Consider the following 12,715-nt stretch of genomic DNA (forward strand, 5'->3'; position numbering starts at 1 on the left):
TTTTTTAACCGGGTATTTGAGAGGTATATTGTTGTATGTCGCAACAGGTAGAAGTGTTATTTGAAAACTTGTGGCAAGATTATTTATCACGCACACCTTCAGCTAAAAAGGTTCATCAAATTTTAGGCGAAGGGGATCCTATCGTTAACGATCACGTTGCTTTTCGTACATTTGATATAAGCCCCGTTGGTTTAGAAGTTTTAGCGCAGCACTTTTTAGATTTGGGCTATAAAGAAGGCGGTGACTACCACTTTGAAGCGAAAAAGTTGCGAGCAAAGCACTTTGAGCACGAGGATCCTGAACTTCCAAAAGTCTTCATTAGCGAGTTAATGACAGCCGAGTTCTCTGAAGAGTTGCAAAGTAAAGTGAAAGAAATGGTTGCTCAAGTGTCGGTTGAAGACACTAAGAAATCAGATTTTCTGTACTCTGGGACACACTGGAAAGTAAGTTATGCTGACTACCAGTCATTGCTGGAAGAGAGCGAATATGCCGCCTGGATGGCAGCATTTGGCTATTGCGCTAACCACTTTACCGTCAGTGTAAACCAGTTACCCGGTTACAAGTCACTCGAGCAAGTCAATCAGAAGCTGAAAGACAATGGCTTCAAACTGAATGCGTCAGGCGGCGAAATTAAAGGTTCTCCAGACGTTTATCTGGAGCAATCATCGACCATGGCTGACCAGCATCCGGTCGAGTTTTCTGACAAAACCGTGAACATTCCAAGCTGCTTCTATGAATTTGCTAAACGCTATGAAATAGAAAGCGGCAAACTTTATACGGGTTTTGTCGCAGCGTCGGCGGACAAAATCTTTGAAAGCACCAACGCAAAATAAGCTTTAGTTTGCTTAGATTGAAGAACGGCACTAATAGCGGTGCCGTTCTAAATTTGTTTTTGCCAGAATTTTTGCAGCAATTTCTTCCACTGAGTAATGGGTTGAGTTAATGAAAGGAACCGCTTCCCGGCGGTAGAGTTTCTCAACTTCCGCGAGTTCAAATCGACATTGAGCCATTGAGGCGTATTGACTGCCTTCCCGCCTTTGGCTTCTTATTTCATGCAAACGTTGCGAAGAAAGCGTTAAACCAAAAAGTTTATGTCGATACATTTTCAATTCTTTCGGTAATTGCAGTCGCTCAAAGTCGTCGTCGTCGGTCAGTGGGTAATTAGCGACCTTAATGCCATATTGCATGGCCAGGTATAAGCTGGTTGGAGTTTTTCCCGTGCGTGACACGCCAATTAAGATCAAATCGGCTTTATCGAGTTGATTTAAGCGCTTTCCGTCATCGTTATCCAATGCATAGTTAATGGCATCTATTCTAAAATTGTAATTTTTATGCACGCCATGAGTACGATGTGTTTTGGGTTCGGCTTTAACGCCAAGCTCTTTAGCTACCGGCGCAACAAAGTGGTCCAAAAAGTCATAGCAGATACCACCACAGTTGGTAATTTTGGCTTTTAACTTCTCATTGACGAAAGTGTGGAAGATCAATGGCGGCTCGCCACTGTCAGAAACCGCCTTTTTTATCGTTTTGCAGACCTCTTCCGCTTTTTCTGAGTTATCGATAAAGGGCAATGTTTTGTGTTCAAAAGTGACGGGGAACATCGATAAAAGCGCGTGGCCAAAGGCTTCAGCGGTTAATGCAGTACCATCGGAAATGTAAAATGCGTAACGCACAAGCGGATCTCTTTTTAAGCGATTGTAGGTTCGATATTAACTTGTTGGGCCGCAGGGTGTAAAATAGAAGCCACTTCCATGCCGAAAAAATCAATTAAGGACTGTGACGTGCAAGAATACGTAGTTTGGTACCAAGATCTGGGAATGCAGGATGTTAACCGAGTTGGCGGTAAAAATGCCTCACTGGGTGAAATGATCAGTAACTTATCCGGAGCAGGGGTTGAAGTCCCAGGTGGCTTTGCAACGACAGCCGATGCTTATAACCAGTTTCTGGAGCAAAGCGGCTTAAACGATCGTATTCACGATTTGCTCGACACGCTTGACGTTGATGATGTTCAAGCTCTAGCGAAAGCGGGTAAAGAGATTCGTCAGTGGATTATTGATACCCCGTTCCAGCCAGAATTTGAAGCTGCCATTAAAGAGGCTTTTGCTGAGCTCAGTGAAAATAATGATGAGTTCAGTTTTGCGGTACGTAGCTCAGCAACGGCAGAAGACATGCCGGACGCTTCTTTTGCCGGACAGCAAGAAACCTTCCTTAACGTACGCGGCTTAGGCAGCGTTATGGAGGCCATCAAGCACGTATTCGCGTCACTGTTTAATGATCGCGCTATTTCTTATCGCGTTCACCAGGGCTACGACCACCGCGGCGTTGCTTTATCAGCCGGAGTGCAGCGCATGGTGCGCAGTGATATTGCCTCGTCAGGCGTTATGTTCAGTATCGATACTGAGTCGGGCTTTGATGATGTCGTTTTCGTTACCTCATCATATGGCTTAGGTGAAATGGTCGTTCAGGGCGCTGTTAACCCGGACGAGTTTTACGTGCATAAACCAACGCTGAAAGCGGGGCGTCCATCGGTTCTTCGCAGAACCTTAGGCAGTAAAAAAATCCAAATGATTTTCTCTGATGACAGAGAGCATGGAAAGCAGACCCTAATTGAAGATATCGACTCCGCTAAAAGTTTAACCTTTTCGGTGACTGATGAAGAAGTTGAGACCTTAGCTAAACAAGCGTTGATAATTGAAGAGCATTACGGCCGTCCAATGGATATTGAATGGGCAAAAGACGGTATCGACGGCAAGCTTTACATTGTTCAGGCTCGGCCGGAAACGGTCCAGTCAAACAAAAAAGGTCAGGCAATAGAGCGCTTTGCGTTAAAAGCGAAAAGTGATGTTGTCTGTACCGGTCGCGCTATCGGTCAGCGAATTGGTCGTGGTGTTGCGCGGGTGCTGAATGACATTAGTGAAATGGATAAAGTACAGCCAGGCGATGTACTTGTTACCGACATGACGGATCCTGACTGGGAACCTATCATGAAGCGTGCCGCAGCCATTGTCACGAACCGCGGCGGACGTACCTGCCATGCGGCAATTATTGCCCGCGAATTGGGTATTCCGGCGGTTGTGGGCTGTGGTGATGCAACTGACCATATCAGTAACGGTCAGGCTGTTACGGTTTCCTGTGCCGAAGGCGACACCGGTTATATCTACCAGGGAGAGCTGGATTTTGATATTACGGAATCGCAAATTGATGCGATGCCAGATCTGCCACTAAAAATTATGATGAATGTGGGGAATCCGGATAGGGCTTTTGATTTTGCCAGTTTACCTCATGCTGGTATTGGCCTTGCCCGACTGGAGTTTATTATTAACCGTATGATAGGCGTTCACCCGAAGGCCTTGTTAAATTATGACCAGCAAAGTGATGAGCTGAAGAAAACCATCGACACTATGAAGGCAGGCTACAGTAGCCCTCGTGAATACTATGTGGCTCGTTTGGCTGAAGGTATCTCTACCTTAGGTGCCGCATTCTCGCCGGAACGCGTTATTGTTCGTATGTCTGATTTTAAATCGAATGAATACGCCAACCTTATTGGTGGAAAGCAGTATGAACCGGGTGAAGAGAATCCGATGCTTGGTTTCCGTGGCGCGTCGCGTTATATCTCTGAAGAATTTCGAGATTGTTTTGCACTAGAGTGCGAAGCCATTAAACGCGTGCGTAATGACATGGGTCTGACCAATATCGAAATTATGATCCCATTTGTCAGAACGCTCGAAGAGGGCCGCAAAGTGATTGAGCTACTGGCCGAACAAGGGTTGGTTCAGGGCGAGAATGGCTTACGCGTTATTATGATGTGCGAACTGCCTTCTAACGCACTGTTAGCTGACGAGTTCCTCGATATCTTTGATGGTTTTTCTATTGGCTCCAACGATTTAACTCAGTTAACCCTAGGTCTGGATCGTGATTCCGGCGTTATTGCGCATTTATTTGATGAACGCAATGAAGCAGTGAAGAAGCTATTAGCCATGGCCATTCAAACCGCGAAAAAGCGCGGTAAGTATGTTGGCATTTGTGGTCAGGGACCATCAGATCACCCTGATTTTGCAGCCTGGTTGGTAGATCAGGGAATCGACTCGGTATCGCTCAACCCTGATACGGTCATTGAGACTTGGATGTATTTGGCGGACCACCTGTAGACATGACTGTCTTACCTAAGGTTGCTGCAGAAAATGCTCTGCCAGAGGATTATCGGCGCTTTATCGATCAGGTAAAAGAGTCGGGGTTCTCTGGCGAAATCGATGTGAGTTATTCAGGCCGTTTAATTGCGGCTACGGATAACAGTGTCTATCAAAACTTGCCTCAGGCCGTCTTGTATCCATTGCATCACGCTGACCTCGTTCTCTTGATGAAATTGGCGGGTAAACAGAACAATAGCAGTGTACAGTTCTCTCCACGAGGTGGTGGCACCGGCACGAACGGACAATCTTTAACCTCGGGCATCGTGGTTGATTTAAGTCGTCACATGAACAAAGTGCTTGAAGTTAACCCGAAGGAAGGTTGGGTAAGAGTTCAGGCCGGTGTGGTAAAAGATCAGCTTAACGATATTTTACGCCCCCACGGATACTTTTTCTCACCCGATTTATCAACCAGTAATCGTGCCACGCTTGGTGGAATGATCAATACCGACGCTTCTGGTCAGGGCTCGCTCGTTTACGGAAAAACCAGCGATCACATTCTGGGTTTAAAAACCGTGTTGCTTGACGGCTCCGTGCTGGATAGCGGGCCCGTTTCATTAGAGCAGGCTGAAGATATCGCTCGTCAGGATAATAGGATAGGTCGGATTTATCGGCAGATTGTTGATACCTGTGTAGGAGAAGCGGAGCAAATCCGTGAGAAATTTCCACCCCTGAACCGCTTCTTAACTGGCTACGACTTGAAACATGCTTATGACGCTGAACAGCAAACTATCGATGTTTCACGAATCATCGCTGGTTCTGAAGGGACTTTAGGCTTTGTTAGTGAAGCCAAACTCAATATTACGCCTATTCCCAAACACCGGGTTTTGGTTAACATTAAGTATTCAAACTTTCAGGCTGCTTTAGAAAACTCGCCTTTCCTTGTTGATGCTAAAGCAACATCAGTCGAAACGGTCGACAGTAAGGTTTTGAACCTTGCTCGTGAAGATATAATCTGGAAGTCGGTGGAGCCGCTGTTAGCTGATGTGGAAGGTCAGCGCATGGACGGCATCAATATGGTTGAGTTTACCGGTCTGGATCAGCAGGAAATTGACGGCAAAGTAGGGTCTTTGACTCAACGTCTGGATAAATTAATCAAAAGCAAAGATAACAAAGGCGTTATTGGGTACCAAATTTGCGATGATCTTCCGAGCATACAGCTTATCTATGCTATGCGTAAAAAGTCAGTGGGTTTATTAGGTGCGACGAAAGGTCGCCGTAAACCTGTTGCCTTTGCTGAGGACACCGCAGTTCCCCCAGAAAAGCTCGCTGACTTTATTAATGAATTTAGAGCGTTACTCGATGCTAAAGGTCTCCATTACGGTATGTTTGGGCACGCCGATGCAGGTGTCCTGCATGTTCGGCCAGCATTGGATATGTGTGAGCCTGATGATGAGGTTTTATTAAGAGAGATTAGTGACCAAGTAGCAGAGCTGACCCAGAAATACGGTGGGCTTATGTGGGGAGAGCATGGTAAAGGGTACCGGTCAGAATATGTTCCCGCTTTTTTTGGCGACCACCTTTATACTGAACTGCAAAAAATTAAAGCGAGCTTTGATGCTTGTAACCAGTTAAATCCCGGAAAAATTTGTACACCTTTCAATACTGACGCGCAGCTAATTTCTGTTGATGCAGTGAAGCGTGGCTTTTTTGATCGACAAATTCCGGTAGCAACTCGGGACAGCTACCGAAATGCTATGGATTGCAACGGTAACGGCTTGTGTTTTAACTACGATCCTAAGTCGGCTATGTGTCCCTCTTATAAGGTCACAAGGGATCGCCGCTATTCCCCTAAGGGCAGAGCGGGGCTCTTACGTGAATGGTTACGCTTGACTCATAACGCAGGCTACGATGCCACTCAACGGCCTGAGTCTGCGGGGTTTATTAAGCGTCAATTGAATCGATTTACGGCAAAGAACGATTTCAGTCACGAAGTAAAACAATCTATGGACAAGTGCCTTGCGTGCAAGGCGTGCACTAATCAATGCCCGGTTAATGTCGATGTGCCAACCTTTCGTGCTCGTTTTTATGATCACTATTACAGTAAGTACGCTCGCCCATTAAAAGACTACTTGGTTAAAGGTATTGAAAAGACCGCGCCTATTGCGAGTCGAACCCCTATATTGAGCAATTTACTGATCAATAACCCGATAAGTCGGTCTGTACTGAAGTACATTATCGGTTATGTCGATACACCCTTGTTCTCTGTCCCCAATTTGAGAACGGCGTGGAGACGTAATGGTTTTACTGAATTAACCACAGAACAAACTCTGAGTTTAACCGAATCAGAACGGCAACAGACCGTCGTTATTGCTCAAGATCCGTTTACCACTTTTTACGAGGCTGACTTTGTCTTAAAGCTGGGCTTACTTATTAAAAAGCTGGGTTATACACCTATTTTATTGCCCTTTATCGGGCATGGTAAGGCGCAGCATGTAAAAGGCTTTATTAGTGACTTTGATGAAACAGCGGCCAAAGTCACCGAACAACTCAAACCACTATCAGATGCTGGTATTCCGTTAATTGGACCTGACAGCTCTACGGCGTTAATTTTCAGAGACGAATATCGAAAATCGAATGAAGGTCAATTGCCTGAAATTAATGTAATTACCGTTATTGAATGGCTTAGTAGATTGAATTTTGATGAGGTTCGCTCAGCCAGCACCAGCCATTATGGCCTTTTGTTGCACTGTACAGAACAAAGCTTCGTGCCTGAGTCTGCACAACAGTGGCAATTTGTGTTCGATAAGTTGGGGTTAAAACTGGATATCGTTAACGTGGGCTGCTGCGGTATGGCTGGTACTTTTGGGCATGAAAGGCAACACCAGAACGATAGCCTTGGTCTTTATGAAATGGGGTGGCAGCAGGCTGTGCAGCAATACGGTAGCAGTGGGGTACTTGCTACTGGATTTTCGTGTCGATCGCAGATAAAGCGGATAGAAAACAAGCGGGTAAGACACCCGCTTGAGATAATATTAAAAAGCCTGAGTTAACTCAGGCTTTTAGTTTTATTGCTTGCCTTTTGCAATAATTTCGCGTGCCATTTGATCAGCAACTTCGCCAGTAGGGCGGTTCTCATCTTGTGCGCGAGCAAAAAGTTGATCCAGCGTATCGTAAATACCACGAACACGTTTATCGGTTTCGTCCAGACTCATATTAGCGGCTTCCGAACAAACGTGAATAACACCACCAGCATTAATGACGTAATCAGGCGCGTAAAGAATACCCATATCTTTTACTGCTTGATCATGCTTTGGATTTGCTAACTGGTTATTCGCGCTGCCTGCAATGATTTTTACTTTCAGTTGTTTTAAGGTTTCGTCATTAATAGTTGCACCTAACGCGCATGGCGCGTAGACGTCGGCTTCAACGCCGTAAATTTCATCCAGGCCAACCGCTTTGGCGCCAAGCTCTTTAACCGCTTTAGTAACCGCATCTTCATTAATGTCGGTAACAATAAGCTCTGCACCGTCTTCCGCGCAATATTTAGCAAAGTCATAACCCACAGAGCCAAGACCCTGAATCGCGATTTTGACACCTTTAAGATCGTCACTGCCTAACTTGTGCTTAGCAGCGGCTTTAAGACCCAGATAAGTACCCAGTGCCGTATGTGGCGAAGGATCACCTGCTTTATCAGCCGTTCCGGCAACATGTTTAGTTTCCTTAGCAACCATATCGATGTCTTCGGTGCGAATATTAACGTCTTCAGCGGTAATATAACGACCACTTAAGGACTCAATAAAGCGACCATATGCACGGAAAAGCTCTTCACTTTTTATCTTTTTGGCGTCGCCGATAATAACCGCTTTACCGCCACCCAGAGGCAGGCCGGCCATCGCGCTTTTATAGGTCATGCCACGAGACAAACGCAGAACATCAGTCAAAGCTTCTGCTGATGAAGCGTAGTTCCACAAACGGGTACCGCCAAGGCTTGGACCCAAAGTCGTATTATGAATTGCAATAATGGCTTTAAGGCCAGATTCTTGATCATGACAAAAGACAACTTGTTCGTGATGATCGAATTCGGGATGCTCGTATAGAGACATGAATTTCAATTCCTCATTGCTTCAAAAATTGCGCGAACATTACCATTTAGATAAGGCTCGCGCTACTTTATTGAGTGAATAAATTAGGTTATTCAAACGGGCGTTTATCAACTCTTGTTTACACAGAATCGGTTACGATTCATCAATGTATAAGTAGATAATTCCCTGGTTTATCATTTCGGCAATGAGCTCTGACTGTGACTCAGAATGAGCGAGTTCGGCTAATGCCGATGCTGGCTCTGAGCCTTGCAGTTGAGCTAGCCATTGCGCCGTGCTTAAGGCGTCTGCTGATATAGAAAAGGCCTCGCCATTACCATAAAACTCGGTGTCACTCAGTTTAAGGAAGCGCGCTCCGGATGCTTTTTCAATAAATGCATTAGGCTGTGACAGTAAATCTGGAATTTGCTGTGCTGTGGTAGGCAGTTCCGGCTCAGGAAGCGGACGTTTTGACTGCGATACAATTCTTGCTAATAAGGCATCTGTTTCGTCACTCGAAAGAGCTTCTTTTAAAAAGCTTTTCAATGCGACTAATTGTTTCTTCTGAATCTCCCACGAGGTGTCTTCGGCGCTGATTCCGGGATCTTGGTAGCGCTTCTGCAGGGACTCTTGTTGCATAGCGATATCACCTAACTGCAGTAGCAGCTCTGCTTTTGACGGTGCCCGAAAGCCAACAGAATAGTTAAGCGATGGTTCTAAGGCTATACCTTCGTGAGGACAGCCTGCTGGAATGTATAAGACATCGCCGGCGCTCAGGTTCTCATCAATAATGGCTTTGAACTCACCTTTTACCTGACACAGGTCGCTTGCCGGTTGATATTCCTGCATAGACTGACGTTCACCGACACGCCAGTGGCGTGAACCAGCCCCTTGTATGATAAAGACATCGTACTGATCGAGGTGGGGACCCACACCGCCATTTTCACATGAGAAACTGACCATTACGTCGTCTATACGCCAGTCGGGGAGAAAGCGGAAAGGCGTTATCAGGTCACCTACATCCGGTAGCCATTCATTCACAGACTGCACTAGCAATGTCCAGTCGCTTTCTCCGAATTTTTCGTAATCCTCAAAAGGTCCATGAGTGACCAGCCAGCCAGAGTCTGTGCCTGTATTTGATTGAATCACACGCGAGTCAGCGCCTTCTTCCATGGCCAATCCTGCTAAAATTTCAGGACTGACGGGATCGGTAAAATTGGTAAAGCCTTGTCGAATAAGACAAGGCTTCTTTTGCCAGTAGTTCGCGAGAAAGTCGTGCTTATCAAACGCTAATTTCATACGAGATCATCAACAAACTGGGTGGCGCGGCCAATATAATTTGCCGGTGTTAACGCCTTCATTTCATCTTTTGCTGCGTTTGGTACGTCTAAAGAGTCAATGAAATTAGCGAGATCGCTACTGGTAATACGCTTGCCACGAGTCAATGTTTTTAGCTTTTCGTATGGTTTTTCAACGCCATAGCGACGCATAACGGTTTGCACGGGTTCAGCCATAAGTTCCCAGTTTTCATCAAGCTCTGCTGCTAACCGCGCTTCATTCACTTCCAGTTTATTTAAACCTTTTAGGGTTGCCTGAAACGCAATAACAGTGTGCGCTACACCAACGCCCAAATTACGTAAGACGGTAGAGTCGGTTAAATCACGCTGCCAGCGGGAAATTGGTAGTTTTTGAGCTAAATGCTGCATCACCGCGTTAGCAATACCCAGGTTACCTTCAGAGTTTTCAAAGTCGATAGGATTCACTTTATGCGGCATGGTTGATGAACCCACTTCACCTTCTACTGTACGCTGTTTAAAGTGATTAAGAGCAATATAGCCCCATAAGTCACGATCAAAGTCGATTAATACGGTATTAAAGCGGGCTAAAGCATCAAAGTATTCAGCAACGTAATCGTGCGGCTCAATTTGAGTGGTGTACGCACTCCAGCTCAAGCCTAATGACGTTACAAAATTTTCGGAAATCTGGTGCCAGTCAACGTTAGGGTAGGCGGCTAGGTGCGCATTGTAGTTACCTACGGCACCATTTATTTTCCCCATAACATCTACCGCTTTAAGCTGCGCCAGCTGGCGTTGTAAACGGACCGCAACGTTCGCGAATTCTTTACCCATTGTGGTAGGAGTCGCCGGCTGTCCATGAGTACGAGCCATCATAGGAACGGCTCTGTGTTCTTTTGCCAGCTCTTTAACGCGGTTAATCAACTCCTGCATCATAGGTAATAACACTTCATCGCGAGCGGTGTTGAGCATTAATCCATGAGAAAGATTGTTAATGTCTTCTGAGGTGCAGGCAAAATGGATGAATTCAGATACTTTATTAAGTTCTTCGTTGTTTGCTACTTTTTCTTTTAAAAAGTACTCAACCGCTTTCACATCATGATTGGTGGTGCGTTCAATTGTTTTTATGCGCTCCGCGTCTTCTACTGAGAAGTTTTCAACAATAGCGTTCAGTATTTGTGTCGCTTCTTTACTCAGCGCTGGTACTTCTTTTATGCCATCAACTTCGGATAGTAACTGCAACCAGCGAACCTCAACAGTTACTCGAAATTTAATCAGTCCGTATTCACTAAAAATAGGGCGTAACATTTCTGCTTTTGAAGCGTATCGTCCATCAACAGGTGATACCGCAGTCAGTGAGGAAAAGGGCAACATAAACTGGCTCTCCGAGAGTTAATTAATTCATTAGTTGTTATGCGACATGCAGCAACTGCTGCGCTGTATCTAACATTTTCTTTCTTGAAAAAACAAAGTGACGGCGCTTGCCGCCCACCTGTTGCCAAAGCACAGCACTGCGAATGCCGGCCAGCAATAAGGTTCTAATATGGTGCTGATTGGAATCTCGCTTCAAAAACTCCGGGTTTCCATTAATTCGAATTGGCTGGCCCAATGGGCTTATCAATTCGCGATAAATTCCGGCTAAACTTTCCTGAACGCGGTAGTTCTCAAACTCAAACTCTTCTTTCTGACGTTTTACTTGCGTAATTTGCTCACCGAGCAAACCTAGCGCTTTCGGCTGATTTAATAGGCGTCTTGAAAGGTGAATCAGGCCCACTAGGTAGCGAGTCACTTCAATATCTTTATGCTTACTGTTACCCGCCTGGCGGATGAAGGCCTGGATACCGGGCTGAATATTATCGAGTCCGCCATAAACATCTTCGATGTTGTTCGGGTTTTGTTGCAAAAGACTGTGTATCAACGTGTTGGAGATAGACTCAGGGTAAAGCTCGCCACTACGCGCCAACTTTTGAACGGCAACGGCACTTAACGACATGCCGGCTAGTGCAATAACTCGTTGTTGCCATTCATTCATAACTTAACCTCAAAGTCGGTAATACGTTGTTCAATAATGCCCCCGCCTAAACAGACATCAGCACTATAAAATACGGCGGACTGGCCGGGAGTGACAGCGGCCACAGGCTCTTTGAACTGCACTTGAAAGTCGCCGTTGGCAAGTGGAGTGACCCGACAGGGAATATCCTCCTGGCGGTAGCGTGTTTTCACAGTGCAATCAAAAGCTTCGGTGGGAGCGTTGCGATTGACCCAGTGCAGTTGTCCGGCAATAAGGCCCTGAGAATACAACCGCGGATGATTTTTTCCCTGCGCGACAACCAGGACATTACGTTCAACGTCCTTATCAACAACATACCAGGGTTCGCCTGAGGTGTCGGCCATGCCGCCTATATGCAAACCTTTGCGCTGCCCCAATGTGTGATACATCAGACCTTCATGCTCACCCAATTGTTCTCCCTCGACCGATTCGATTGGTCCTGGCTTAGCCGGGAGATATTGCTGCAAAAAGTCTTTGAATTTACGTTCGCCAATAAAACAAATGCCGGTCGAGTCTTTTTTATCAGCAGTTATCAGGCCTTGTTCTTCCGCAATTCTGCGAACGTCGGGCTTCTCTAGTTCGCCAACAGGGAATAAGGTCTGTGAGATATGTTCATGACTCAAAGTATAAAGGAAATAGCTTTGGTCTTTGTTGCTGTCTAAGCCACGCAGCATCTGCCACTTGCCATCCTGTTGGCGGCGGCGGACATAATGACCGGTAGCAATATAGTCGGCTTCTAAGGCTTCTGCAGCGAACTCAAGAAAGGCTTTAAATTTTATTTCTTTGTTGCACATGATGTCTGGATTCGGTGTGCGCCCAGCTTTGTATTCTTCCAGAAAATACTCAAACACGTTGTCCCAGTATTCTGCTGCAAAATTAATGGTATGCAGCTCTATTCCGAGCGTCTCGCAGACCTTTTCTGCATCAGCTAAATCATCGGACGCAGCACAGTATTCATCAGTGTCGTCTTCTTCCCAGTTCTTCATAAACAGGCCTTCTACCTGGTAGCCTTGTTGCTGCAGAAGATAAGCTGAAACGGAAGAATCGACTCCTCCGGACATTCCGACAATGACTTTTTTACTGGCATTTGACATAGATTGACTCTAACCGACTGTAACTCTCGAATTGGCTGCGCATTCTATCATTTTAGGCCACGCTAGG

General features: G+C 45.8%; 9 protein-coding genes. 3 read left to right on the top strand and 6 right to left on the bottom strand.

Annotated elements, in window-relative coordinates; translation table 11 throughout:
• Positions 1-35 precede the first annotated feature (35 nt).
• Positions 36-833 (top strand): DUF1338 domain-containing protein, encoded by a 798-nt coding sequence (locus RBK99_RS01650; RefSeq protein ID WP_317502905.1) that lies wholly within the window; start codon positions 36-38, stop codon positions 831-833.
• A 30-nt stretch (positions 834-863) separates the two neighbouring features.
• Here the strand turns inward: RBK99_RS01650 and ppsR are convergent, their stop codons facing one another.
• The gene (gene ppsR / locus RBK99_RS01655) at positions 864-1,673 is read right to left on the bottom strand and encodes a posphoenolpyruvate synthetase regulatory kinase/phosphorylase PpsR (protein WP_317502906.1); all 810 of its coding nucleotides are present in this window, start codon (positions 1,671-1,673) and stop codon (positions 864-866) included.
• A gap of 108 nt (positions 1,674-1,781) precedes the next feature.
• Here ppsR and ppsA point away from each other — a divergent pair, with 108 nt between their 5' ends.
• Both ppsA and ydiJ read left to right on the top strand, forming a co-directional pair.
• Positions 1,782-4,148, top strand: a complete 2,367-nt coding sequence (gene ppsA / locus RBK99_RS01660; protein WP_317502907.1) for a phosphoenolpyruvate synthase — start codon at positions 1,782-1,784, stop codon at positions 4,146-4,148.
• 2 nt (positions 4,149-4,150) lie between these two features.
• Positions 4,151-7,180 (top strand): D-2-hydroxyglutarate dehydrogenase YdiJ, encoded by a 3,030-nt coding sequence (ydiJ, locus tag RBK99_RS01665; RefSeq protein WP_317502908.1) that lies wholly within the window; start codon positions 4,151-4,153, stop codon positions 7,178-7,180.
• Between the two features lie 15 nt (positions 7,181-7,195).
• On the opposite strand, the gene RBK99_RS01670 is transcribed toward ydiJ, so the two are convergent.
• From RBK99_RS01670 to mnmA, 5 genes are all read right to left on the bottom strand, one after another.
• The gene (locus RBK99_RS01670) at positions 7,196-8,233 is read right to left on the bottom strand and encodes a Glu/Leu/Phe/Val dehydrogenase dimerization domain-containing protein (protein WP_317502909.1); all 1,038 of its coding nucleotides are present in this window, start codon (positions 8,231-8,233) and stop codon (positions 7,196-7,198) included.
• A 132-nt stretch (positions 8,234-8,365) separates the two neighbouring features.
• Positions 8,366-9,508 (bottom strand): cupin domain-containing protein, encoded by a 1,143-nt coding sequence (locus RBK99_RS01675; protein WP_317502910.1) that lies wholly within the window; start codon positions 9,506-9,508, stop codon positions 8,366-8,368.
• Complete coding sequence (purB, locus tag RBK99_RS01680) at positions 9,505-10,875, bottom strand: adenylosuccinate lyase (RefSeq protein ID WP_317503352.1); 1,371 nt, start codon at positions 10,873-10,875, stop codon at positions 9,505-9,507. The genes RBK99_RS01675 and purB overlap by 4 nt, the downstream gene beginning before the upstream one ends.
• Before the next feature lie 40 nt (positions 10,876-10,915).
• Positions 10,916-11,536, bottom strand: coding sequence for a high frequency lysogenization protein HflD (gene hflD, locus RBK99_RS01685; RefSeq protein ID WP_317502911.1), 621 nt, complete (start codon positions 11,534-11,536; stop codon positions 10,916-10,918).
• The gene (gene mnmA / locus RBK99_RS01690; protein ID WP_317502912.1) at positions 11,533-12,648 is read right to left on the bottom strand and encodes a tRNA 2-thiouridine(34) synthase MnmA; all 1,116 of its coding nucleotides are present in this window, start codon (positions 12,646-12,648) and stop codon (positions 11,533-11,535) included. The genes hflD and mnmA overlap by 4 nt, the downstream gene beginning before the upstream one ends.
• Between the last annotated feature and the right edge of the window lie 67 nt (positions 12,649-12,715).

The organism is Idiomarina solivarensis, from assembly GCF_033052755.1.
In the GTDB taxonomy this organism is placed as follows: domain Bacteria; phylum Pseudomonadota; class Gammaproteobacteria; order Enterobacterales; family Alteromonadaceae; genus Idiomarina.